The organism is Aquimarina agarilytica ZC1 (genome assembly GCF_000255455.1).
Lineage (GTDB): Bacteria > Bacteroidota > Bacteroidia > Flavobacteriales > Flavobacteriaceae > Aquimarina > Aquimarina agarilytica.
In genome coordinates, this window is record NZ_JH621247.1 from 144,319 (window position 1) to 169,209 (window position 24,891).

General features: G+C 32.8%; 27 protein-coding genes. 16 read left to right on the forward strand and 11 right to left on the reverse strand.

Features of this window, described 5'->3' with window-relative positions; translation table 11 throughout:
* Positions 1–36 precede the first annotated feature (36 nt).
* Positions 37–918, forward strand: coding sequence for an ACP S-malonyltransferase (fabD, locus tag KQA_RS0201640; protein ID WP_029209407.1), 882 nt, complete (start codon positions 37–39; stop codon positions 916–918).
* A gap of 80 nt (positions 919–998) precedes the next feature.
* On the opposite strand, the gene KQA_RS0201645 is transcribed toward fabD, so the two are convergent.
* Both KQA_RS0201645 and KQA_RS0201650 read right to left on the reverse strand, forming a co-directional pair.
* Positions 999–1,289: a hypothetical protein gene (locus KQA_RS0201645; RefSeq protein WP_232285831.1), complete on the reverse strand. Its 291-nt coding sequence runs from the start codon at positions 1,287–1,289 to the stop codon at positions 999–1,001.
* 15 nt (positions 1,290–1,304) lie between these two features.
* Positions 1,305–2,459, reverse strand: coding sequence for a DegT/DnrJ/EryC1/StrS family aminotransferase (locus tag KQA_RS0201650; RefSeq protein ID WP_010177434.1), 1,155 nt, complete (start codon positions 2,457–2,459; stop codon positions 1,305–1,307).
* 469 nt (positions 2,460–2,928) lie between these two features.
* Here KQA_RS0201650 and KQA_RS0201655 point away from each other — a divergent pair, with 469 nt between their 5' ends.
* The 4 genes from KQA_RS0201655 to KQA_RS19430 all read left to right on the forward strand — a co-directional run bounded on the left by KQA_RS0201655 (position 2,929) and on the right by KQA_RS19430 (position 6,761).
* Positions 2,929–4,053 (forward strand): Gfo/Idh/MocA family protein, encoded by a 1,125-nt coding sequence (locus tag KQA_RS0201655; protein WP_010177435.1) that lies wholly within the window; start codon positions 2,929–2,931, stop codon positions 4,051–4,053.
* Between the two features lie 12 nt (positions 4,054–4,065).
* Positions 4,066–4,638 carry a Crp/Fnr family transcriptional regulator gene (locus KQA_RS0201660; protein WP_010177436.1) on the forward strand — a complete coding sequence of 191 codons (573 nt, stop codon included), beginning with the start codon at positions 4,066–4,068 and terminating at the stop codon, positions 4,636–4,638.
* A gap of 89 nt (positions 4,639–4,727) precedes the next feature.
* Entirely contained in the window at positions 4,728–5,216 is a 489-nt protein-coding gene (locus KQA_RS0201665) for a GlcG/HbpS family heme-binding protein (protein ID WP_010177437.1), read from the forward strand.
* A gap of 21 nt (positions 5,217–5,237) precedes the next feature.
* Positions 5,238–6,761 carry a Dabb family protein gene (locus tag KQA_RS19430; RefSeq protein ID WP_010177438.1) on the forward strand — a complete coding sequence of 508 codons (1,524 nt, stop codon included), beginning with the start codon at positions 5,238–5,240 and terminating at the stop codon, positions 6,759–6,761.
* A gap of 35 nt (positions 6,762–6,796) precedes the next feature.
* Here the strand turns inward: KQA_RS19430 and KQA_RS0201675 are convergent, their stop codons facing one another.
* Both KQA_RS0201675 and KQA_RS0201680 read right to left on the reverse strand, forming a co-directional pair.
* Entirely contained in the window at positions 6,797–7,720 is a 924-nt protein-coding gene (locus KQA_RS0201675; protein WP_010177439.1) for a patatin-like phospholipase family protein, read from the reverse strand.
* Between the two features lie 62 nt (positions 7,721–7,782).
* Positions 7,783–9,885 (reverse strand): M1 family metallopeptidase, encoded by a 2,103-nt coding sequence (locus KQA_RS0201680; RefSeq protein WP_010177440.1) that lies wholly within the window; start codon positions 9,883–9,885, stop codon positions 7,783–7,785.
* Between the two features lie 79 nt (positions 9,886–9,964).
* Between KQA_RS0201680 and recG the strand changes: the two genes are divergently transcribed.
* From recG to KQA_RS0201700, 4 genes are all read left to right on the forward strand, one after another.
* Positions 9,965–12,070, forward strand: coding sequence for an ATP-dependent DNA helicase RecG (gene recG, locus KQA_RS0201685; protein ID WP_010177441.1), 2,106 nt, complete (start codon positions 9,965–9,967; stop codon positions 12,068–12,070).
* Between the two features lie 87 nt (positions 12,071–12,157).
* Positions 12,158–12,778: an L-threonylcarbamoyladenylate synthase gene (locus tag KQA_RS0201690; protein ID WP_010177442.1), complete on the forward strand. Its 621-nt coding sequence runs from the start codon at positions 12,158–12,160 to the stop codon at positions 12,776–12,778.
* 239 nt (positions 12,779–13,017) lie between these two features.
* On the forward strand, positions 13,018–13,602 hold the full coding sequence (locus KQA_RS0201695; protein WP_010177444.1) for a T9SS type A sorting domain-containing protein: 585 nt from the start codon (positions 13,018–13,020) through the stop codon (positions 13,600–13,602).
* A 498-nt stretch (positions 13,603–14,100) separates the two neighbouring features.
* Positions 14,101–14,685 (forward strand): hypothetical protein, encoded by a 585-nt coding sequence (locus KQA_RS0201700; RefSeq protein ID WP_010177446.1) that lies wholly within the window; start codon positions 14,101–14,103, stop codon positions 14,683–14,685.
* Between the two features lie 75 nt (positions 14,686–14,760).
* Here the strand turns inward: KQA_RS0201700 and KQA_RS0201705 are convergent, their stop codons facing one another.
* Entirely contained in the window at positions 14,761–15,648 is an 888-nt protein-coding gene (locus KQA_RS0201705) for an AraC family transcriptional regulator (protein ID WP_010177448.1), read from the reverse strand.
* A gap of 164 nt (positions 15,649–15,812) precedes the next feature.
* On the opposite strand from KQA_RS0201705, the gene KQA_RS0201710 reads away from it, so the two are divergent.
* Positions 15,813–16,400 carry an Ig-like domain-containing protein gene (locus KQA_RS0201710; RefSeq protein WP_010177449.1) on the forward strand — a complete coding sequence of 196 codons (588 nt, stop codon included), beginning with the start codon at positions 15,813–15,815 and terminating at the stop codon, positions 16,398–16,400.
* Positions 16,401–16,558: 158 nt separating this feature from the next.
* Entirely contained in the window at positions 16,559–17,626 is a 1,068-nt protein-coding gene (gene aroC / locus KQA_RS0201715) for a chorismate synthase (RefSeq protein ID WP_010177450.1), read from the forward strand.
* A 77-nt stretch (positions 17,627–17,703) separates the two neighbouring features.
* On the opposite strand, the gene KQA_RS0201720 is transcribed toward aroC, so the two are convergent.
* Positions 17,704–18,414 carry a LytR/AlgR family response regulator transcription factor gene (locus KQA_RS0201720; protein WP_010177451.1) on the reverse strand — a complete coding sequence of 237 codons (711 nt, stop codon included), beginning with the start codon at positions 18,412–18,414 and terminating at the stop codon, positions 17,704–17,706.
* A 177-nt stretch (positions 18,415–18,591) separates the two neighbouring features.
* Between KQA_RS0201720 and rpsF the strand changes: the two genes are divergently transcribed.
* The 4 genes from rpsF to KQA_RS0201740 all read left to right on the forward strand — a co-directional run bounded on the left by rpsF (position 18,592) and on the right by KQA_RS0201740 (position 20,259).
* Entirely contained in the window at positions 18,592–18,930 is a 339-nt protein-coding gene (rpsF, locus tag KQA_RS0201725; protein ID WP_010177452.1) for a 30S ribosomal protein S6, read from the forward strand.
* A 2-nt stretch (positions 18,931–18,932) separates the two neighbouring features.
* A complete protein-coding gene (gene rpsR / locus KQA_RS0201730) occupies positions 18,933–19,229 on the forward strand; it encodes a 30S ribosomal protein S18 (protein ID WP_010177455.1) in 297 nt (98 codons plus the stop codon).
* A gap of 12 nt (positions 19,230–19,241) precedes the next feature.
* On the forward strand, positions 19,242–19,694 hold the full coding sequence (gene rplI / locus KQA_RS0201735; RefSeq protein ID WP_010177456.1) for a 50S ribosomal protein L9: 453 nt from the start codon (positions 19,242–19,244) through the stop codon (positions 19,692–19,694).
* A gap of 82 nt (positions 19,695–19,776) precedes the next feature.
* Entirely contained in the window at positions 19,777–20,259 is a 483-nt protein-coding gene (locus tag KQA_RS0201740) for a DUF6495 family protein (protein WP_010177457.1), read from the forward strand.
* Positions 20,260–20,542: 283 nt separating this feature from the next.
* On the opposite strand, the gene KQA_RS0201745 is transcribed toward KQA_RS0201740, so the two are convergent.
* The 5 genes from KQA_RS0201745 to rlmH all read right to left on the reverse strand — a co-directional run bounded on the left by KQA_RS0201745 (position 20,543) and on the right by rlmH (position 23,983).
* Positions 20,543–21,355: a mechanosensitive ion channel family protein gene (locus tag KQA_RS0201745; protein WP_232285833.1), complete on the reverse strand. Its 813-nt coding sequence runs from the start codon at positions 21,353–21,355 to the stop codon at positions 20,543–20,545.
* A gap of 163 nt (positions 21,356–21,518) precedes the next feature.
* Entirely contained in the window at positions 21,519–21,944 is a 426-nt protein-coding gene (locus tag KQA_RS0201750; protein ID WP_029209408.1) for a thiol-disulfide oxidoreductase DCC family protein, read from the reverse strand.
* Positions 21,931–22,818, reverse strand: a complete 888-nt coding sequence (locus KQA_RS0201755) for a hypothetical protein (RefSeq protein ID WP_029209409.1) — start codon at positions 22,816–22,818, stop codon at positions 21,931–21,933. The genes KQA_RS0201750 and KQA_RS0201755 overlap by 14 nt, the downstream gene beginning before the upstream one ends.
* An 80-nt stretch (positions 22,819–22,898) precedes the next feature.
* Positions 22,899–23,489, reverse strand: a complete 591-nt coding sequence (locus KQA_RS0201760; protein WP_010177461.1) for a Maf-like protein — start codon at positions 23,487–23,489, stop codon at positions 22,899–22,901.
* Between the two features lie 20 nt (positions 23,490–23,509).
* The gene (rlmH, locus tag KQA_RS0201765) at positions 23,510–23,983 is read right to left on the reverse strand and encodes a 23S rRNA (pseudouridine(1915)-N(3))-methyltransferase RlmH (protein WP_010177462.1); all 474 of its coding nucleotides are present in this window, start codon (positions 23,981–23,983) and stop codon (positions 23,510–23,512) included.
* 49 nt (positions 23,984–24,032) lie between these two features.
* Between rlmH and nadC the strand changes: the two genes are divergently transcribed.
* The gene (gene nadC, locus KQA_RS0201770; RefSeq protein WP_010177463.1) at positions 24,033–24,890 is read left to right on the forward strand and encodes a carboxylating nicotinate-nucleotide diphosphorylase; all 858 of its coding nucleotides are present in this window, start codon (positions 24,033–24,035) and stop codon (positions 24,888–24,890) included.
* The last annotated feature ends 1 nt before the right edge of the window (position 24,891 follow it).

A 24,891-nucleotide genomic window follows, 5' to 3' on the forward strand; every position in this document is an offset into this window, starting at 1 on the left:
ACTTTTAGCTACATTTGTGTTTCAAAATTTATAAAAATGAAAGCATACGTTTTTCCAGGTCAAGGTGCTCAATTTGTGGGTATGGGAAAGGATCTTTATGATAACGCTCCAATAGCAAAACAACTATTTGATAAGGCTAATGAAATTTTAGGTTTTTCGATAACTGATATTATGTTTGAGGGAACTCCCGAACAATTAAAAGAAACTAAAGTTACTCAGCCGGCTATATTTTTACATTCGGTAATTTTAAGTAAAGTATTAGGGGATGATTTTAAGCCAGATATGGTAGCTGGACACTCTTTAGGAGAATTTTCGGCATTAGTAGCCAATGGAGTATTATCTTTTGAGGATGGTTTAAAATTAGTATCGCAACGTGCTTTAGCTATGCAAAAGGCATGTGAAGCTTCGGCTTCAACTATGGCTGCTGTTTTAGGTTTGGACGATGAAGTAGTGGAGACTGTATGTAATGAAATTGGAGCAGAGGTAGTGCCTGCAAATTATAACTGTCCGGGGCAATTAGTTATTTCGGGTGGCGTGGATGCAATAGCAAAAGCTTGTGAGATATTGAAAGAAAAAGGAGCTCGCAGAGCTTTGGTTTTACCTGTTGGTGGAGGTTTTCATTCTCCATATATGGAACCAGCTAGAGCAGAATTAGCTGCTGCTATTGAGGCAACAACTTTTAATGAGCCAGCTTGTCCAATATACCAAAATGTAACTACTACTGCAGTAAATTCTGCGGAAGCAATCAAAGAAAATTTAATTGCACAATTAACAGCGCCAGTGAAATGGACGCAAAGTATTCAGCAAATGATTGCTGATGGAGCTACATCATTCACAGAAGTTGGACCGGGTAAAGTATTACAAGGTTTAGTGAAAAAGATTGATAGAAGTGCCGAAACTTTTGGAGCAACGTTATAACGTAACTATCTATAAATTTCATACTATAAAAAAAGGAGGCATTGCCTCCTTTTTTTATAGTATGAAATTCCCTTATTAAATCAAAGATCTAAATACAGCTTATTGTAAGTTTTAGAAAAGTAAGCGGTTACTTTTTGATTTTCTTTGTATTTGTTACAGTCCTTTTCGTTTTTAAAGAATATATAATAGACTTGTCCTTTATAGGCTACGGCGACCAAACTTTTATCGCCTTTAAGGCGCTGTTTGCAGTTTACTTTTTCTATGCTAGCTTCAACTTGAATAGCATCTTTTCGGGCTTTATTATCGGCAGTATTAATTTTTAGGAACCATACAATTCCAGTAATAACTAATAGGGAGATAATTAAACTCATAATTTTCATTTTATATTATTTTGTTACAAAATCAATTACTGTTTTGGTAATAAAAGCTATCTGTTCATCATCTAACTCGGTATGCATTGGTAATGAAATTACTTCTTTAACCAATTGATTGGTTACAGGAAAATCGGATTCAAGGTAGCGCTTGTCCGTATATGCTTTTTGGGCATGTAATGGAATTGGATAATAAACACCACAAGGGATGTTGTTTTTATTTAAATGAGCTACTAAAGCGTCCCGATCCGCATCTTTTACTTTTAATGTGTATTGGTGAAAAACATGACAATCACATGTATCACAAATGCCTTCACATTTGGTATGTGTCACTGGTGTTATTATTTGAGGAATATTTTTAAAAGCATCGTTATACTTTCTGGCGGAAGCCCTACGTGCATTATTATAAGTGTCTAAGTTTGGTAGTTTTGCTAGTAAAACAGCAGCTTGAATAGAATCTAAACGCGAATTTACCCCAACTACATCATGGTGATAACGTTGATACATCCCATGATTTACAATACCTCTTATGCTATGTGCAAGCTCATCATTGTTAGTAAAAATAGCACCACCATCACCATAACAACCTAAGTTTTTTGAAGGGAAAAAGGATGTTGAGGCCACGTGACCTAAATTTCCGGTTTTCTTTTTTGTGCCATTAGCAAAGGTATAGGAAGCACCAATACCTTGGGCATTATCTTCGATAATAAAAAGATCATGCTTTTTTGCAATGGTGGTAATAGCTTCCATATTGGCAGCTTGTCCAAATAAATGTACAGGAACAATAGCTTTGGTTTTAGGGGTAATCGCCTTTTCAATTGCTTTTGGATCAATATTAAAGGTATTTGGATCCACATCAACAAGTACGGGTGTTAATTGTAATAATGCAATAACTTCGACAGTGGCAGCAAATGTAAAATCTGCAGTGATTACTTCGTCACCTGGTTGTAAGCCCAAGCCCATCATAGCTATTTGTAAAGCATCGGTTCCATTTGCACAAGGAATAACATGTTTTACATTTAGGTATTTTTCTAATTCCTCCTGAAATTTGTGTACTTGAGGACCATTGATATAAGCGGTGTTGTCAAGAACTTCTTGTATGGAATTGTTTACCGTATTTTTTATTCCTTCATATTGACCTTTTAGGTCAACCATTTGTATTTTTTTCATAAACGAAGTAAGCTAACTATTGAAGCCAAATGAGTTTGATGTACTTGTATTGGGCGTAATGTCAAAAATACGAAATATAGTAGTTTTGTTCAATTGTAATTTTTGAAAATAGCATATTTAGTTATAAACCTAAAGCCTGCTATTGTATTATTAAGTTTATCAAATGTTTAAAGCGTTAAATACAATGACCTGGTTAAAGTAAATAAAGCAGTGATTAATTTGTTAGTTTTTGATCCTTTTGATTTGTATAAATTGTAACTTACTTTTATTGTTATACGATTTACTGATAAGAATTTCGTATAAATATGTTGAATTATTTTTTGCTAGTCTAAGGCAAAAAAATCAAGCATAGCCTTTGCTACGGTTGTTTTTTTTAACGCAAGAATTGTGAAAAAGAAACAGCATATATGCGAAATTCTTATCAGTAAATCGTATTAGTGTGTATAGTACTAATTAAAGTTTTACCACCATGAAAAACGAAAAACGAAGAGAATTTATAAAGCAGCTAGGATTAGTAGCAGGTTCAACAGCCCTATTACCATCATTATTATCTTTTGATTCCATAATAAATACATATAAAAAAGAGGGGTCTCAAAAAAAAATAAATGTAGCCCTTTGTGGATTGGGGAGGTATGCTAAAATTTTAGCAAAAGGTTTAGAGCAAACCAAGCAATGTAAATTAACAGGCTTAGTAACAGGAACACCCGAAAAGGAAATTACCTGGGGGCAAAAGTATAATATCCCTAAAAAGAACATTTATAATTACGATAATTTTGATTCAATAATTGATAATAAAGATATTGATTTGGTTTATGTGGTACTCCCTAATTCCATGCATAAAGAATTTACAATTCGAGCAGCAAATGCGGGTAAGCATGTTATTGTAGAAAAACCTATGGGGTTAAATGCCTTAGAGTGTGTTGAAATGATTGATGCTTGTAAAAAAAATGGAGTACAACTGGCGGTTGGTTACCGTCTTCATTATGAGCCACACCATAAAGAAATAAAAAGGATGGGGCAGGAAAAAGTTTTTGGGAATATTCGATATATAGATGCGTCTTTAGGTTACCGAATAAAAGGTTGGAAAAAGGATGCATGGCATCTAAAAAAGGCTATGTCTGGTGGAGGACCACTTACAAATATTGGTATTTATTGCGTACAAAGTAATCGGTATATTTTAGGCGAAGAGCCTATTGCCGTTACAGCTCAATTTGGACCTGTTCAACGGCCTGATTATTTTAAAGAAGTTGAAGAATCTATTACCTGGCAACTTGAGTTTCCAAGTGGAGCAGTGACTACATCGGCAAGCTCCTACAGTTATAATGTCGACAGATTATATGCCTCTGGTGACGATGGTTTTTTTGAATTAGAACCAGCATTGAGCTATGGGCCATTTAAAGGTAAATCGAGTCTAGGCACTTTCAATTTTCCAGTAATTAACCAACAACAAGTACAGTTAGATGAAATTTCAAAATGTATTTTAAATAAGGAACCTTTACCCATGCATATTAGAGGCGAAGAAGGTCACAAAGATATGTTAGTCATTGATGCGATATACAAATCAGCTGCTACTGGTAAAAAGGTGGTAATTTAAACAAGGCAGTGAATGATAAATGATTTATTAATTCAAAATATAAAAAAAAACGTATCACTTCCGGATACTGATTTAAAACGTATCTGTAATTATTTTAAACCCAAAACCATTCCCAAAAAAGAGTTTTTATTAACTCAAGGAAGCATTTGTAAATTTGAAGGTTTTGTACTTGAAGGTTGTTTTAGGATTTTTATTATTGATAAAAAAGGGCATGAAAATACATTATACTTTGCTGCCAAGGATTGGTGGGTTATGGATATAGATAGTTTTATGAATCAGAAACCATCGGATTTGAATATACAGGCTATAGAAGATAGCAAAGTTCTTTTGATTACTAGAGAAGACAAAACAGATCTCTATAATTCAGTTCCATCCGCCGAAAAACTATTTCGTATTATGTCTCAAAAGTCCATAGTAGCCTGGCAACAGCGGCTTATAAGAAACCATTGTCAAACAGCAAAAGATCGATATAATTATTATATAAGTACCTATCCCGATATTGCATCTAAGTTGACAGATAAGCAAATTGCTGGTTATTTGGGTATTACTCATGAGTTTTTGAGTAAAATCAAAAAGAAATCTTAAATCCAATAAAATTTTATCAAGTTGAACTTGTTCAACTATTTTATTAGACTAGTTTATAATTTTTGCAGTATTAAATTAAAACAAAAATGATGAACTTACTAAGGTCTGCTAGAAGTTGTGCTATTGCTTTTATCCTAACATTAGCGTGTAATGGTGGTTATGCACAAATTACAAATGATATTACTCATGATGAAGCTTTTAAAGTGCTTTTAGCAGCAAAGAAAAAAGCAGAACATTCAAATGTATTAGTAAATATTGCTATAGTAGATGCCGGTACAAACTTAAAGGCATTTATTAGAATGGATAACTCTTTTATAGGAAGTATTGATGTAGCCATAAAAAAAGCAAAAACAGCACGCTATTTTAATATAGATACAGGGAAATTAGGCGAGTTAACACAACCTGGCGGTATTATTTATAACATAGAGCATTCTAATGGAGGGCTAATTACTTTTCCTGGAGGAATACCAATTAAAAATAAAAATGGTGAAATTATAGGTGCGATTGGAGTAAGCGGAGGTACCATAGAACAGGATAGAGCAATTGCTAGTGCAGGAATTAAAGCAGTAATAGATTAACTAAATTTAAAAAAGGTTGAAATGAAGAAAATCTTAAAAAAAATAATTTTTGGAACAGTCTTGTTGGTATTACAAATTTGTAGTGCTCAGGTTTCTAATGAATTAATGCTTTACAGAAAAGATTTCAAGGATATATCTGGCAATAATACTGTTTCTGTGACAAGTTATCAAAAGGGAGATGCTCATTTTGTATTTGCAGGCGGAATAGGAAATATAGATGTATATAGTTTAAATAAAAATGGAGAACTCACCCCAATTAGTAACCATGAATTATACAAAGGAAAAGGGCCAGCAAGGGGTATGGTCGCAGATTCTATTAATGGTAACGACTTTCTATTTGTAGCAAATAAACATGGAAATGCGATTGAAACCTTTAAAATTTTGAATAATGGGGCTCTCGAGCGCGTTTCTTTGGTAGCGGATACCAATAAAACTCATCTTGGTACAGCTATTACATTACAGGTAATACATATGAAAGAATCGTCGTATCTCTTTATTGGCGGTTTAGAAGAAACACCTGGTTTGAGTAGTTTTCAAATACATGATGATGGGAAGCTAACCCATGTACAGTCGATGGAGGATAATGAAATTATTCATACTGATGGAGTAATAGGAATGTATACTCATAAGATTAATGGAAGGACTTTTTTGTATACAGGAGGATTCCAGGATAATGGAGTAAGTAGTTTTAGGGTTTATGAAAATGGGACATTTAAAAATATTAATAATATAAGTGATAATACAAATGATAGGTATTTAACAGGAACTTATCCAGTAACGGGTGTTACTTTAGGCAATAATAATTATGTGATTGTTGGTCATAGGCATCATAAATATTATAAGAGAGCAGGCTTTATAAAAAAAACAGATTTTGTTTACCATGGAGATGCAGTGAGTGTGTTTAAAATAAATAAAAAAGGGGCTTTAATTCCTCACTTTGTTTTAAAGGATGATGAAACCACCAAGTTACAAGGGCAAACTAGAATTGAAGTTGTTTCAGTAGCTAATAATGAAGCTATTTTGGCGGTAGGGACAAGAGATGATGCGAGTATACAGTTGTGTAGATTAAATAAAGAAGGGATTCTTAGTCCTATAAATTATTTAGAGACTGGTTTTTCAATTTATTATGGTTTAAGGTCTCATAAAATAGGGAAGGAAAATTTTTTGATAGCAGGTTCTTTTAGGTTTGATTTGAAAAAGATAGTAACCTATAAAATAGCCCCTAAAATCAATAGGGAAGGGAAAGTTTTAAGGCATATGGTAAACCTTAAATATAAAGATGGTATTGAAGAAAGTAAAGTAAATGAAGCGGTTAAAAACTTTATGAATTTAAAAAATGAAATCCCAGAAATAGCTAGTATAGAATGGGGTATAAATGATAGCACTGAAGGGCATAGTAAGGGATTAACTCATTGTTTCACTTTAACTTTTGCAGATGAACATGCTAGAGAAATATATTTATTTCATAAAGCACATTTACAAATGGTAAGTAAAATTAGTCCCATTATAGCGGATGTTTTGGTATTAGATTATTGGACAAAATAATGATAGTCAATTTTTAATAGGCTTTTGTAAGGATATTAGCCACGCATATCTAAATCACGTAATTCGTTCAATTCTTTTTGTTCAAATTTTTCACGTGCATAATCAAAGCCTTGTTGCCACCACTCGGTCATTAGTTTTTTGTTAAATACTAATGAGTTTTCGGTAAGCTTCGTCGGGGTATAATAAAGGTTAAGCGTGGCATTTTTATTTTTGGCAGCAAGTTTACCAGCCGTTACATTATGTTGTTCTACTTGATCTAATAAATAACCGAATAGATTTACCATTAATGAAAATGGGTTTTTACCTAATATTTTATTCCTATCTAAATTCTCGGATTCTAATATAACCGCGTCTATTTCGGTAGCACCACGTTTTATAGCTTCGCGGATAGGAACTATGGCACCAAAGCCCCCATCGGCATACTCGTAACCATTTTTTTTGGCAATACTCATAAAAGGGATGTAGTTACAGGATATCCAAATCCATTCACAAAAATCTTCATAACTAAATTCGTGGATGGATTTATATTCAGTACAACTTTTGGATAAGTTAGAAACCGTAACGACAACATCGGTTACATTTTTTCGGGCAAATTCAAATTCTTCTCGCGTAAAGTTTTTACGGATGTTTTTACGTAAATTTTTACTTTCGCCAAAGGTGCGTTTTCGTTTAACAAATTGTAAAACAGTGTTTAGGTAATTAATACTCACATATTCTCGGTCCCCTTTATGTTTTACCACAAAAGGATTCAAACTAAAAATAGTATTTTGATTTACATTAGTATAAATATCATGTACTTTATCTATTTTATTAATAGATAAATGAGGGATTAATAAGCTACCTGTGGAGGTGCCTAAAAATAAATCATATTTGCGTTGTTGTACCTGCATAAGGTATTGTGCAACTCCGCCTGCAAAAGCACCTTTACTCCCACCTCCCGAAATGACTAATGCTCGCATTTGTTTTTTTATTTGTTTTATTAATGACTAAGATATAAAAATCATTTACTAATGTAAATCACTTAATCCGTCGTTAATAATTGTTTTACCTTATTGGGAAACGTAGCAGAAAGGCGATTTATTCTTTGCGTATATTTTTCATTAGCATAAAGCGCTTTAAGTGTAGTGCTACAATTCTTTTTAAATCGCCAATTGGGATGTGTGGCACCTAAGGCTAAATTTTGTAAACTTTGATCGGAATAGCTTTGGAGCAATTTTAAATATTCAAAAGCTTTACTGCGTAATCTGTAATGATGATTTGGAGCCGTATACGAATTGAGTTCATTAAAAAATCGGGTACGATCTGTAGTGCTAAACCCTGGAGTGTTTAAGGCAAGGACAAGCCAAAGTGTTCTTATATTTTTATCATTAAAACCAATTAAGTTTTTTGTAGCTTGTAAATAATTCATTTTTTTAGCCTCAAAATTATTCCACAAATTATAAAGTGCGCCTTCCACAGTGGCGTATGAATCTGCTTTTAATAGGAGTGCCATTTTGGGCTCAAATGCTTTGGGAATAGTAGTTAATGAATTAGCTAAGGCTTGTAAAACTTGAGGTTGATTACTTTCGAATGCTTTTTCAAGTAATAAGAGTGCTTCTTTCGAAAAATCTCCTTGTAATTGAGCAACTACTTCTTGTCCTAAATAGGGATTTACAGGAAAATCTAGAGCATCCGATAGTAATTGATATTTTCCAATAAGCGGTTGAGTGCGTTCACCAGCCAATTGCAAATATCTTTTCATAACTTCCGATTGCGTTATAATTTTTAAAGCTTCTCCAGCAGGGAAAGTCGTATTATGTAACCATTTTTTTGCAAATTCAGAAGTGTCTTTTCCTGTTACTTCAAAAACAATACTTAAAAAGTCATAGGTGGTTACATTTTTATATTGGTGTGTTGTTAAAAATTGCTGGACTACTTTTTTAAAATGAGCATCTCCTATGTTGTTACGTAAAGCTACAATAGCCCAAGCCCCGTGTTGATAGTAAGTAAGGGAACTCCCTTTTGGAGTAACTAAGGCTTTTCCTTTTTGTAAATCACTTTGATGATTTAATTGCTCTGCACTTTCATACAGTTTGTAATAAAAGTGATCTTCGCCAAATAGCTCTTTTTCGGCTAATAAGGCGAAATAAGTGGCAAAGCCTTCGTGTAACCAATGGTGATTACTATCTGTTTCGGTAATGATATTTCCAAACCATTGATGCGCTAACTCATGAGCGCTCACATTTACAAAATTTTGATCGTCAAAAGTGTTTGTGTCTACAATAAAATCATCAGAAAATAAGGTACATGCTGTGTTTTCCATCCCGGCATATAAAAAATCACGTACAGGAACTTGCCTGTATATTTTCCAAGGATAGGGAATACCAATTTCAGTTTCTAAAAAATCAAAAACTTTTTTGTGGTAGTTAAAAGTTGACTCGTAATCTGTTATTCTATCCGAATAGATATAATTTTCTAAAGGAACTCCCGAAGCGCTTTTTTCTTCTTTTTTTAGGTATTTACCAATGGCAAGTGCCACCAAATAGCTACTCATAGGTTGTTGCATTTGGTAAACCCATGTAGTAGTAGTATTTGTGGTTGTTTTATGAATTAAACTTCCGTTAGAAATTACTTGGTAGTCTGTATTAAAATCAATTTTTAGTGTAAAAATGATTTTATCATTCATATCATCAATACTAGGTAACCAGTTACTCGTGTATTTACCTTGTCCTTGTGTCCATATTTGTTTATGATTTGGTGAATTGGGGTCAATATTTTTGGCATCCCAACCCCAAAAATAGAGCGCTTTTTTTGGTGTTGTACTATAATTGAAACTAAAGGAATAAGCTGTATTGGCTTTAAAATCCCCCTTTAACCAGATCTTATTGTCCTTGTATTCAACTTTAGCATCTTTAATGGGAGTAACTGTTTCCATTTTTTGAGCATCCAAATAGACTTGATTAGTGTTTTTTAATGGGGTAAATAAAACATCGATTTTTCCAAATACCTTTTGGTTTATAGTGTCGAGTTGTATATGTGCTTCAATAGTTTTAAAATCAACAAGATCTTTTTGTTGGGCCCTACTATAAATAATGCTTGCGCAGAAGCTAAAAATAAGAGAAGTGATTTTTATGAATTGGCTCATATACATAATACAGTTTACGGAGGGACAAATTACAAAAACCAATTTATAATACATGCTAAAAAATGTATCTTAGCATGCTATGAGTGCTGATATATTACAATCACCCGTTGCCTATGTAAAAGGCGTTGGCCCAACTAGAGCCACAGTACTAGAAAAAGAATTAGGAATTCGAGTATGCCAGGATCTACTACATTTTTTTCCTCATCGGTACATTGATCGTACCCGATATTATACGATAAGTGAATTGCAGCAAAATGATGCCGAAGTTCAAATTGTAGGTATGGTTACACAGTTAAAAAATGTAAAACAAAAAAAAGGAGGCAGTCGTTTAGTGGCTACTTTTCAAGATAAAACGGGAAAAATGGAACTGGTTTGGTTCCGAGGAGCTAAGTGGATTCAAGAAAGTATAAAGATAAATGTTCCTTATGTAATTTTTGGAAAGACAAAATATTACAATGGATTTTCCATGCCACATCCCGAAATGGAATTGTTGGATGCCCATAAATCGAGTATGAGTTCCATTATGCAACCGATTTATTCGTCGACCGAAATGTTACAACGAAGGAATATTACCAACAAGGTAGTTTCTAAAATGGTGCAAAATCTGTTTTTGACTAAAGGTGTTTTTTTTGATGAAACGTTGCCAAAGAATATCTTGGAGCATATGAAGCTTATAGGGAAGTCTGAGGCATTATTAAATATACACTTTCCGAAAAGTCAGGAGTTGTTAACTAAAGCGAGTTACCGATTAAAGTTTGAAGAGTTATTTTATATTCAGTTACAATTAATTCGTAAAAATATTCTGCAAAAGCAAAAAATAAAAGGCTATGCATTTGAAAAAGTAGGGGAATTATTTACTAACTTTTATGAAAACTATTTACCTTTTAGTTTAACGGGAGCCCAAAAACGTGTAGTTAAAGAAATCCGTAGGGATATGGGAAGCGAGGCTCAAATGAATCGATTGTTACAAGGAGATGTAGGCTCGGGGAAAACCATAGTGGCTTTAATGAGTATGTTGTTGGCTATTGATAATGGTTATCAGGCTACACTTATGGCACCAACAGCTATTTTGGCAAAACAACATTTTGATGGTATTTCCGCATTAGTGAAGGATTTGCCTATCCATGTGAGTTTACTCATGGGAAGTACAAAAACTAAGGCCAGAAGAGAAATTCATGCAGATTTAGAAAACGGACAAATACATATTATAATAGGAACACATGCCTTGTTAGAGGATAAAGTGAAATTTAACAATTTAGGCTTGGCTATCATTGATGAGCAACACCGTTTTGGCGTAGCCCAACGTGCTAAATTATGGCGAAAAAATGAATTACCACCTCATGTGTTGGTAATGACAGCAACACCTATACCTAGAACTTTAGCAATGAGTTTATATGGGGATTTAGATGTTTCGGTAATTGATGAGTTACCTCCAGGACGTAAGTCAATAAAAACAATGCATAAATATGATGGACAACGTTTAAATGTATTCCATTTTGTAAAACAAGAAATTGCTAAAGGAAGGCAAATATATATTGTATATCCACTAATTCAAGAATCCGAGGCAATGGATTACAAGGATTTAATGGATGGGTTTGAAAGTATTTCACGTGATTTTCCTAAGCCAGAGTATCAAATTTCCATTGTACACGGGCAAATGAAACCTGCAGATAAAGATCATGAGATGGAACGCTTTGTTAAAGGAGAAACTCAAATTATGATAGCCACTACCGTAATCGAAGTGGGTGTAAATGTACCAAACGCCAGTGTAATGATTATTGAGAGTGCAGAGCGTTTTGGCTTGTCACAATTGCATCAATTACGGGGTCGGGTAGGGCGTGGAGCCGAACAAAGTTATTGTATACTAATGTCTGGTTTTAAACTGTCCGAAGATAGTAAAACACGTTTGCAAACCATGGTGCAGACTAATGACGGTTTTGAAATTGCTGAGGTGGATTTAAAATTGCGTGGCCCGGGGGATATTATGGGAACACAACAAAGTGGTGTATTAAACCTAAAAATTGCCGATATTGTAAAGGATAATCAAATTTTGCAGGTAGCTAGGGCTTATGCACAGCAAATATTAAAGGAAGATCCAAACTTAGTATTACCAAAGAATAGTATGATTAAGCAAGCCTATGCTCAGTTAATACAACACAAGAATATCTGGAATTATATTAGTTAGCCTTATTAATAAAGGGATATAATTAGATTGTTTGCTTTGTTTTTTTTGAAGTAAAAGGATAAAATACTAATTTTTAAATCACATGTTATGGCGGCATTTATCAAATTATACGAAGAAAATCCGAATCCTAAGCAAATAGCAGAAGCAGTTAAAGTGCTAAAAAATGGAGGATTAATAATTTATCCAACAGATACCGTTTATGGACTAGGCTGTGATATTACCAGTGTAAAAGCTTTAAATCGTATTGCTAAAATAAAAGGGATTAAGCTTGAAAAAGCCAATTGGTCTTTTATTTGTAAAGATTTGAGTAACCTGTCCGATTATGTGCGCCAGATAGATTCATCTACATTCAAACTATTAAAAAGATGCTTGCCTGGACCTTTTACATTTATCTTACCCGGAAACAATCAATTACCATCAGTGTTTAAAAAAAAGAAAACAGTAGGGATACGTGTCCCCGATAATAAAATATGCCATGACTTAGTAGAGGCACTTGGTAATCCTATAGTATCCACATCAATACATGATGAAGATGAGATTTTGGAATACACAACAGATCCTGAGTTAATATTAGAAAAATGGGGAAATTTAGTAGATTTAGTTATCGATGGAGGTTATGGTGATAATATACCATCAAGCATTGTCGATGTAACTGATAATATCCCCGTAATTGTAAGAGAGGGAAAGGGTGATACAAGCTTAATTTAGAATCTATTATTGTTTACTTTTCTTTTTTGAATATATGTTAATTTTTTTTGTCACTCATTGAATTATAAGTAGTTTTTTTACGTGTTAATTTAATGTTAAATTGATTTATTTTAACCTTGTGAAAATGTAAAGGGGTAAAATAGCATCAATATTGGTAAATTCTATATATGCTTTTTGGGTAGTTATCATAGTATTTTTGGAGTGTAGATTAATCGTATTAATCGATAAAAATTTTACTTATGAAAAAACTATTGAAATTAGGATTGTTAAGTGTAGCACTTGCATCATCCGTTATAGCAAATGCCTCAAATAAAGTTAAAGTTGAAGTTTTAGCTTCAAATGAGTTGAGTATCACTATGTCGGAGGTGGTTGAAGGAGAAGTATTATCAATAACAAATAAAAAAGGAAAGTTAGTATTTTCTGAAATATTAAGCGCAACTAGCTCTTACACTAAAACTTTAGATTTTTCAAAGTTAACTCAAGGCGTATATTATGTAAAAGCAGAAACCGAAAGTGCGGTGAAGGTAACTCCATTTATTATAGTTCCAGATCAAGTTAAAATTATAAAAGGAGCAACTAAAACGTATAATGCACCAGTTTTTAAAGTTGAAAATGGTATTGCTGAGGTGAGTATTGATAATAAAGATTTACATGATGTGTCTATTACTGTATATGCTAAAAATAGTAGTATTCCATTAGAAGAAGTTAGATTGAATACGCCAAAAATAACAAAGACATATAACTTTGAGTCATTACCAGTTTCTGAATATAAAATTGTTATATATCAAGGAGATTATAGTTATGTAAAAACAGTGAAACGCTAGTTTACAAATTTCATAAAGTAAAAAAAAGCCTTGTACAACCCCAATGTACAAGGCTTTTTTATGCGTTAGTATTACCTAATTCGGATTTCGTTTTAGGGTTGTTTGTTGTATTCTTCTTCTGTGTGTTACGTGTCATGATAAAAAACTAATTACGGAGGTAGGTATAAAAGACGCTACCTAACTATTAAAAGGGAGTGAATCTTTAGTTCACCATAGCATATATCATAAGTTTATAAACATAATTTTATGTTTAAAAAAGGGGGGGGCTTAATTCTAAATCTAATTGTCACATTTATAATACATTCAGTAGTGACCTGTGATAATAACTTAAGTTTGTTAGTTTTTTGAGATGTTAAAATGATTGTTTAATCCACTTAATTAGTGTTTTTGGTTAAAATAGCATCAATATAGGTAAATTCTATGTCTGTTATGAGGTGGATGTCGGTAGTACATTTGCAGTGTAAAATTAATCGAGTGAATCGATAAAAATTTCACCTTATGAAAAAAATATTGAAATTAGGATTGTTAAGTGTAGCACTTTTAACAACTGTGGTAGTAAATGCATCAAATAAAGTGAAGGTTGAAGTTTTGGCTTCAAATGAGTTAAGCATCACCATGTCTGAAGTAATCGAAGGAGAGGTGCTTTCGGTTTCTGATAAAAAAGGAGAAGTTGTATTTTCTGAAATATTGAGCGCATCAAGTTCTTATACAAAAACCTTAGACTTTTCAAAATTAACTCAGGGAGTATATTATGTTAAGGCAGAAACTGCTAAGGCTATAAAAGTAACTCCATTTATTATAGTGCCAGATCAGGTTAAAATTGTAAAGGGAGCAACTAAAACATATAATACACCAGTTTTTGAAACTGAAAATGATATAATCAAGTTAGATATAGATAATAAAGATCAGCATGAGGTATCGATAACAGTATATGCTAAAAATAGCAGCATACCATTGGAAGAAGTGAGGTTAAATGCTCCAAAAATCACAAAAAATTATAATTTTAAATCATTACCAGTTTCGGAATATAAAATTATAGTTTATCAAGGAGATTATAGTTATGTAAAAACGATAAAACGTTAGTTTTTAAATTTCGTAAAGTTAAAAGCCTTGTACTCCCCCAAAGTACAAGGCTTTTTTTTGTCTTATCAGTTAGTTTTATGATATGGTAAAATTCATTTCTTTTCGGTAATCAGTTGGTGTTTTACCAGTGTATTTTTTAAAGACTTTGTTAAAGTGTGAAAAGTTATTGAAACCACATTCAAAACAAATTCCTTGAATGCTCTCTTGTTTTTCGGTAAGTAATTTTGTGGCGTGCACTAGTCGGTATTCATTAACAAATTGAGTAAATGTTTTGCCAGTTACTTTTTTGAAATTTCGGCAAAAGGCAGGAGGTGTCATATTTACAAAATCTGAAATTTCTTCAATACTAATTTGCTTTTTGAAATTTTTTTGAACATAATTAAATGTATTATTAATACGACTATTGTCTTGCGCTTGAGCTTTTAAAACAAAGCCTTCAGCATTTAATATTTCAAATTCTTTGGATGCTTCAAGTTTGTGGAGTATAAGTAAGGAGTCTAATATGCGTTCAAAAGGAGATTTTGAGTACATGTTTTCAATAATGGCACCCACCTCTTTTTTTGTTTCTCCAAAAAAAACAAGGCCTTGTTTGGCTCTATCTAGTAAAGCATTTATGGGGTTCATTTCAGATACATTAAAAAAATCCTTGCCTAAATATTCTGGCAACATTTGAATTACTGTTTCATTTCTGGTTTTGGAAAATCCATCGGTAAAACCACAATGCGGTAAGTTGGCGCCGATACAAATTAAATCACCATTTTGATAGTAAGATACGTGACTTCCAATTTGTCGTTTGCCAGAGCCTTCATTCACATATACAATTTCTATTTCTGGATGGTAATGCCATATAGGTTGCTTGTTTTTGTTTTCAATATTAAATCTCTTGTATATCAAAGAGTTGCCAATATCGGGAGCAAGATGCTCAAAACTGGGTTTATTATAATTAATTTTTTGTTCCGTCATTATAGTGAGCTTAATAGAATGTTAAATTGACAATAGTTGAATGTTATTTTTAATATAGGGTTAATATAGCATAAATATAGGTAAATTGTGATGATATATCATACTTGTATTCGATTGTATATTTGTAGCGTACATATTTAATAATCAATTAAATAAACACACTCATGAAAAAACTATTTAAAGGAGGATTGCTTAGTGTAGCACTTTTAGCAGCCGTAGTAGTTAATGCAGCCGAAAAAATGAACGTAAAAGTTTTAGGTTCAAAGGCACTGAACGTTTCTTTATCTGGAGTAGCAAAAGGGGAGTCTTTGTCTATTGTTGATAAAAGTGGAATTACGTTGTTTTCAGAAACATTGAGTCAGGCAGACGTATTTGAAAAAACTTTTGATTTAACCTATTTGCCAGAAGGAGTGTATTTTTTAGAGTCAAATGAGGAAAAAAGAATAAATGTATCACCTATTCTTATAGCAAATAATAAAGTTTCATTAATTGCGGGTGGATCAAAAGTGTATAACGAACCTAGGGTTGTTGTCAATGGTTCCATTGCAAAGGTGGTTTTGGATAATTCTTCAAAAACAGATGTAGTGATTACTGTGAGAGATGCTGATGATTCAGAATTGTTAAGATCTGAGGTGTTAACCGCAGAAAATATATATAAAAAGTTTGATTTTTCTGCCTTACCTAAAGGAGAGACTTATACTATTACAGTTAAGGAAGATGATTATTACTTTATAAAAGAAATTAATTTATAGTTAGTTGTTGTTAATACATAGAATTAGTTGTTAAAATAGCCTTCTTTTTTGAGGGCTATTTTTTTTGTTGAAAATGAATACCATAAATTATAATTATTATGATTTAATTTTGTGATGAAAATAGGATTAAATCCTATTTTTGTCAAAAATAGCAATACATGGCAGGAAACAGTTTTGGAAAAGTATTTAAGTTGACCACTTTTGGTGAATCACACGGGGTAGCTATTGGAGGTGTAATTGATGGTTGTCCAGCAGGCGTTACTATAGATTTTGATGCTATTCAAGCAGAATTAGATCGAAGAAAACCAGGGCAATCAGCCATTGTAACACAACGAAAGGAACCGGATACTGTTGAGTTTTTATCAGGTATTTTTGAAGGTGTAACTACAGGGACCTCAATAGGTTTTGTGATTCGAAATGCGAATCAAAAATCAAAAGATTATTCACATATAAAAGATTCTTTTCGTCCGTCGCATGCAGATTATACCTATTATAAAAAATATGGAGATGTTCGCGATTATCGAGGAGGAGGACGTTCTTCAGCACGAGAAACAGCTTCACGTGTAGTAGCAGGTGCAGTTGCAAAGCAGGTGTTAAAGGGAGTGTCTTTTAATGCCTATGTTACTGGAGTAGGACATTTAAAATTAACTACGCCTTATAATGAATTGGATCTTTCGGCAACCGAGTCTAATATTGTGCGTTGTCCTGACCAAAATATGGCTAGTGAAATGGAAAGCTACATTAAGCAAATTAGAAAAGAAGGGGATACCGTAGGAGGTGTGGTGAGTTGTGTAATTAGTGGTGTTCCTGTTGGTTTAGGAGAGCCTGTATTTGATCGCTTACATGCCGAATTAGGTAAAGCAATGTTGTCTATAAATGCGGTTAAAGGTTTTCAGTACGGTAGTGGTTTTGAAGGATCTGCTTTAAAAGGAAGTCAGCATAATGATCTATTTAATGCAGATGGTACTACAAAAACAAATTTATCCGGAGGTATACAAGGTGGAATATCTAATGGAATGGATATTTACTTTGATGTAGCGTTTAAACCAGTGGCTACAATTATGCAGGATCAACATACGATAGATAAAGAAGGGAATATAGTTGAAATGCAGGGAAAAGGAAGACATGATCCTTGTGTTGTGCCACGTGCTGTGCCTATAGTTGAGGCTATGGCAGCTCTAGTGGTTGTAGATTATATGTTGCAAAATAGAGCAAGTCAAGTCTAACATATTATGTTTCAAAAAAGACATAAAAAAAACTCGTAAAATTTATTTACGAGTTTTTTTTATGTCTTGTTTTGTTTTTAAGAACTTAAAGCTTCACTTAGTGCCGCTTTTTTGTGTCGACTAACAGGAATTTGTTCTTGGTCAATTTCTATATTTCGGTTATTGTAGCGTTCTACTTTCTTCAAATTTACAATATAGGACTTGTGTACCCTTAGGAAACGTTCGCTTGGCAATTGGGACTCAAATGACTTCATAGTGGCTAAAACAACCACAGGGTCACTGTTATCCATAATTAATTTAACATAATCACCTAAAGCTTCTACATATTTCAAATTATTTAAAAATATTTTTCGCTTCTTTAAATTGCTTTTTACAAAAATATAATCTTCATTTTCTGCCGACTTACTTGTAGCAGCCATTTTTGTTTGACTTAAAGCTTTTTCAACTGCAGCATTAAAACGATCTCTTTTTAGTGGTTTACGCAAATAGTCTATAGCATCATAATCAAATGCCTTAAATGCATATTTTGTTTTTCCAGTAACAAATATGGTCTTTGGTTTATTCTCTAAATCATCCAATAAATCAAAACCAGTTAGAATTGGCATTTCAATATCTAAAAACAATAAGTCAACAGGAATATCCAATAATCCATTTTTTGTTTCAATGGCGTTGTTCCACTCTGCTACTAGTTCTAAAGAGGAATGTTCCTCTATAAGTTTAACTATAGCAAGGCGTTGCAACTTTGAATCGTCAACAATGGCACATTTCAGAATGGAGTTATCTTGCATATCTATCTAATTAGTTATACAATACTAAATAATAAAATCCAATATCGCAAGAAAAAACGTGTTTTGTCGGAAAAAAGTGAGTTTTGTCGATGTATAATAATCGATGAAAAGCACTTGTATATTTGACTAAAAAGCTTACTTTTGCAGTCTTAAAATTTAACAAATAAAATTTTTTTTATGAATCATTATGAAACTGTTTTCATCTTGAATCCCGTTTTATCTGAAGAACAGATAAAGGAGACAGTTAAGAAGTATGAGGATCTTCTTACTGAAAATGGAGCAAAGATGGTAGCTAAAGAAGACTGGGGTCTTAAAAAATTAGCTTATCCTATTCAGCACAAAAAAAGTGGTTTTTACCATTTATTTGAGTACACTGTGTCAGGTGAAGTTATAAACAAACTTGAAATTCTATTTAGAAGAGACGAGAGAATAATGCGTTACCTAACTGTAAGCTTAGATAAGCATGCAATTTCTTGGGCAGAAAGAAGAAGAGTTAAACTTAAACAAAAAGCTTAGTTATGGCATCTATAGAACAACAAGCTAAAGGAAAAAAAGATGGAGAGATCAGGTATCTTACTCCATTAAACATTGATACTAATAAAGAGAAGAAGTACTGTCGTTTCCAAAAATCTGGAATCAAGTATGTTGATTATAAAGATCCAGACTGGTTATTAGGTTTTTTAAATGAACAAGGTAAAATTTTACCAAGACGTTTAACAGGAACTTCTTTAAAGTACCAACGTAAGGTAAGTGTTGCAGTAAAAAGAGCTAGACATTTAGCTTTATTGCCATATGTAGCTGACTTAATGAAATAATCGACCAAAACAATGGAACTTATATTAAAAAAAGACGTTGAGAATCTAGGATTCGCAGACGATATAGTAGAAGTTAAAAATGGTTACGGTCGTAACTTTTTAATTCCTCAAGGATATGGAGTACTTGCTACTGTTTCTGCTAAAAAAGTATTAGCAGAAAATTTAAAGCAACGTGCATATAAAGAGCAGAAGTTAGTTGATGATGCGCAAGCATTAGCTAATAAACTTAATGGTCTTGAAATTAAAATTTCTTCTAAATCAGGAGCTGGTGGTAAATTATTTGGATCTATCACTAATGCCGATGTTGCTGATGCTTTAGCTAAAGAAGGAATTTCTATTGAAAAGAAATTTATCAGCGTTCCAGGTGGTTCAATTAAGCGTTTAGGATCTTATGAAGCTCCTGTGCGTTTTCACCGTAACGTAATTGCAAATGCTGCTTTTGAAGTTGTTGCTGAAAAAGCATAAGTATTTGAAAAAATAAGAAATAAGGCTATCTTGAAAAAGATGGCCTTTTTTTATGTCAATCAAAATAGAGAAAACAAGTAAAATGAAATACGCTCGTTTATCAAAAGAACAATTAGAAGCTTTACATCAAGAGTTTATTAATTTTTTAGCAACACAATCTATAACAGGTGACGAGTGGGCTGAAATTAAAGCAAATAAACCCGAAGTTGCAGAAGAGGAAATTGATGTTTTTAGTGATATGATTTGGGAAGGTGTTTTGAATAAAGTGGAATTTTTAGAACATTTTTCAAAAGATCAAATTCATTTGTTTTTCCTTACGGAAGAAAAAATGCATTTAATAGCTATTAAAGTAAAAAATAAGGCTATTGATTTATTAACCGATGAAGGTTATAAGTGGTTGCAGCAAAATTTAATGGATGATAGTGTGGCATTTTTTAATGCAACAAAGGAGTATACCGAAGATAAAAATGTAGATAAATTCAAAATTATCGAGCAAGGAGCTAATATAACCAAAGGAGATTTGTATGCTTACTTTGCAAAGTTATTAGATAACAAAAAGGATTAATGGAGTTGTAGTCTGTATCTTATGATAGCTTTATTGCGGCTATTTAAACCCGAATTATGCATTAAAAAATCTATTACGTCTGCGATCTACTTCAAATACTATCGTAAACTGTATTTTTTAATTTAACCATAACGGTGCTATGCTGAAATTAAGAAAACACTAGTATTTATTGTATATCACAGCCTCATGACAAAGTTTCAATGCATAATTCGGGTTAAACAAACAAAAGCCCTTTTTTCAATGAAATAAGGGCTTTTTGTTTTAAAGGTATCTTGTTTGTTGTTTAGCTTTTCATAGTTACAATACGCTGTGGCAACGGAGCGTCGTAGTTTGCTTCTCCAAGGGCTTCTACAATTTTTTGACGTGTATCCCAATATACATCCCAATAGTCATCAGATGTAGAGTAAGGTAGTGCTAATAATTCAACGCCGTTCGGACCTAGATTATTTACAGCTACTCTAGGAGCAGGATCCTTCATTACTTTGTCATCGGCTTTTAGTACATTCATTACTACTTCTTTTGCTTTTTTTATGTCTGTACCATACTGAATTGCAAAAGGCATATCAACTCTTAAATGTCCAATTGTGGTTAGGTTAGTAATAGCTGCTGCCGTGATAGATCCATTTGGTATAATTTCAGTTTTGTTTTGAAAAGTTTCTAATATGGTAACAAAAACAGAAATTTCCTTTACAAAACCTAGTTTTCCGTTAGTTTCAATTAAGTCGCCTACTTTAAAGGGTCTAAAAATAAGAAGCATAACACCTGCGGCCATATGCCCTAATGATCCGTTAAAGGCACCACCAATGGCTAAACCTACAGCTGCAAGTAAAGCAGCAAAAGTAGCAGTCGGTATCCCTACAATTCCAGCAATGGAAATAAATAATAGTACTTTGAGTAAAAAACCAACAAGTGTAAGTAGAAAAGGTTTTAAAGTGCTATCAATTTTACTGGTATCAAAAGCTTTGCGAACGGCTTTTAGAATAACTTTTATAATCCATAGTCCAATAATAAGTGCTACTATACCACCTACTATTTTAAGGCCATATTGTGCAACGCCTTCTTGAAGTGAATTAAATAATCCGCTCAGGGAATTCATAACATCGCTGCTGGTTTTTGTGACATTTTGGGTAATGCTCTCTTGCATAGTAATAGTTTTAATTTAAAATTTAAGTTCTATTAAATTTCATAAAACTAATTGTAAATCAATATGTTTTGGTGTAAATAATTAAAAATATTAGATGAAAGTGTAGTTAAATTCGTTAAAAATCCAAGAATAAACTTTTGATCTCGTCATTTGGGATCATGCAGCTTTCTTTTTTTCCGAACCATTTATACCTGTTTTTGGCAATAAAATCATAAATGGGATCTCTCATTTTTTCTGGAAAAAACAGAAATATCCTTAGCAATGGGTATAGGCCAGATAGTTCTTTTGATATTTCTAATGCAGCTGTAGATTTAAAGTAATAAGCTTTTTTAGGGTCAATAAGAATTATGGAATCTATGATTTTTGGGTCAATATTTCGCTCAGCTAATAATTCTTTACCCAATTCACTTTGTAATGAGGCATATCGAAAATTTCGTTTTTTATCATGTTTAATCATAAATTGTATGGCGCCACTGCACAGGTTGCAAACGCCATCAAAAAGAATGATTTTTATGTCTTTAGGGAGGTTATTGTAGTCCAAGTTCTTTTCTTAAAGGGGTGAATTTATTGGAATTTTGATTCCAGTAAGGTAATAATTTTGTCGTAATTCTTTTAGCAGTTGTGGGTAAGTGAGGTGAGATTTCTTCACTCCAGCTTTCAATAATATACGGGAATTGTTGTTGGAATGTAATTTTTAAGCTCCGTTTTAGTTCTGGATATGTTAAAGAGAATGTGTTTAAATTGTTGTTTTTTTGGATAGATGCTATGGCTTTATAGCTTTGCGTTTTTTTGTGGTTTAATCTTAAAAATTCAAAGGAAGGAATGCAGTTTATTTCGCCTTTAGGTAATAGTTTGTCACCATGTATTCGAATTAGATTCCATAACTCGTTTTCAAGGATGCTTTTTTGTAATGATAATTTTTGATCTCCTTCCGATGCAAAGTATGATTTTATATCTATTTCAAAATTCTTTTTGTTGTTAAGCTGCATAAAAGTTTGGCCACACCATTCTTGAATACTAGCAGTGGTTTTAAGTGCGTGTTTTTTTTCTCCCTTTAAAGGGGAAAAAGAACTTTGCATAATACTATAAGGGTATATGCCTGTAGTAAACTTTTTAACACTGTTAAGTTTGAGTACAGGGATGTTTTTTGGAGCTGAAATGTCAGCCTTTACTTGTTTTATTGGTAAAAAATCTTCGGTAACATAAATAAGTGTGGCAGTTCCATTACGTAATTCGCCATACCTGTTTTGAGATAATTCATAGGTGGAAATCTCGGCTTCTCCTTGGTACCAATAACTTTTAAAATCGCTAGTTAGCTCAATTGGATTTGGTCTGTTTTTGGAGCTTTCCTGACAATTTACTAGGTGAATACTTAGTAAAAGACTTATGGCTATTGGCGTAAGTGATTTTTTCATAAGCAGTAAATCAGGGTTAGGAATTCGCAAAATTATTTTTTTTTTAAATTACAAAAGCATGTTAGTAAATTACGACTAGTTTAAGGTTTTGTCAATGCAATTAACGTTTCGTAAACAATATGCGTGGGTAAACCAACTACATTAAAGTAGCTTCCTTTAATTTTATCAATACCAATAAGTCCAATCCATTCTTGGATCCCATAGGCGCCAGCTTTATCAATCGGATTGTAGTTGGTTACATAATAATCAATTTCTTCAATAGTTAATTCTTTAAAGTGAACCTTGGTGGTGAAATGTTTAGTTATTTGTTTGTTTTTAGTGGTAAAACTAACAGAGGAAATGACATCATGCCAGTCATTGCTTAAGCTGGCTATCATTAGTTTAGCGTGTTCTGCGGATTGTGGCTTGCCAAGTGCATGGTGATTGTGCCAAACAATAGTATCGCTAGTAATTAAAATATCGTTATGTTGTAAGCGTTGTTTAAAAGCTGCGGCTTTTAGTTCGGATAAATAATTGGTAATTTCTTCAGCTTTTAAATGATCTGGATAAACTTCGTCAACAGGTTGTAGTTGGATCTCAAAATCAATTTCGAGGTCTTTTAAAAATTGTTGTCGTCTGGGAGATCCAGAGGCAAGAATGATTTGATGATTTTTTAGTTTTTCTTGAAGCATTTTGAGTCGAATTAAAAGGGTTACCTGTGGTGATAGGGTTCATTTTTTAAAATAGTAAAACCGCGGTATAGTTGTTCGATAATAAATAAACGTACCATTTGATGCGAAAAAGTCATTTTTGAAAGAGAAATTTTTCCATTGGCTCTTTTGTAGATAGTCTCGCTAAATCCATAAGGGCCACCTATAACAAAAAATAAATTTTTGATGCCACTATTCATGTGTTTTTGAAGGTAATTGGAAAAATCCACTGAATTGAATTGTTTACCATTTTCGTCCAAAAGGATAAGTGTATCAGATGTGTTTATTTTTTTTAAAATAAGTTCACCTTCCTTTTCTTTTTGTTGAGTTTCGCTTAAGTTTTTAACTTTTTTTAAATCAGGTATGATTTCAAAATTGAACTTTATATAAAAACTGAGGCGTTTTTTATAGTCTTCAATTAATTGGGTTAATTGAAGACTGTCGGTTTTTCCAATAGCTAATAATGTAATTGTCATTGAAACAAATTCGGATTACTTTGTACATTAGCAAAAATAACGATACCAAATGATAAGTAAGGAGCAATTTAACCATGAAATAGAATTAATCATTGCTAATGCCATTCGTGAAGACGTTGGTGATGGAGATCATAGTTCATTAGCATGTATACCAAAAGACACTCAAGGAAAGGCAAAACTATTGGTGAAAGACGAAGGGATTTTAGCAGGAGTGGCGTTTGCTAAACAAGTTTGTGCTTATGTAGATCCTAATCTTGAAATTGAAGTGTTAATACCAGATGGTAGTGCTGTTAAGTACGGAGATATTGCTTTTTATATTTCTGGAAGTTCATTAGCTATTTTAAAAGCTGAGCGATTAGTGTTAAATGCTATGCAGCGAATGAGTGCTATAGCGACTAAAACTAAGTTTTTTGTTGATTTATTAGCGGGTACAGGAACAAAAATTTTAGATACCAGAAAAACCACGCCGGGAATACGTGCGCTAGAAAAATGGGCAGTAACCATTGGTGGGGGTGAAAATCATCGTTTTGCATTATATGATATGATCATGCTTAAGGATAATCATATTGATTTTGCAGGAGGTATTACACAGGCTATTAATCAAACAAAAAGCTATTTAAAGGAAACCGGCCGTGATTTAAAAATAATAGTAGAAGCACGCGATTTAAATGAAATTAAAGAAATTTTAAAATCCGATGGGGTATATCGTATTTTAATTGATAACTTTAATTACGAAGATACGCGTGAAGCAGTTCGATTAATTGGGGATACCTGTTTAACAGAATCTAGTGGAGGAATTGATGAGCATACCATTCGAAAATATGCTGAATGTGGTGTCAATTATATCAGTAGTGGAGCGTTAACGCATTCGGTATATAATTTAGATTTAAGTTTAAAAGCAGTATGAT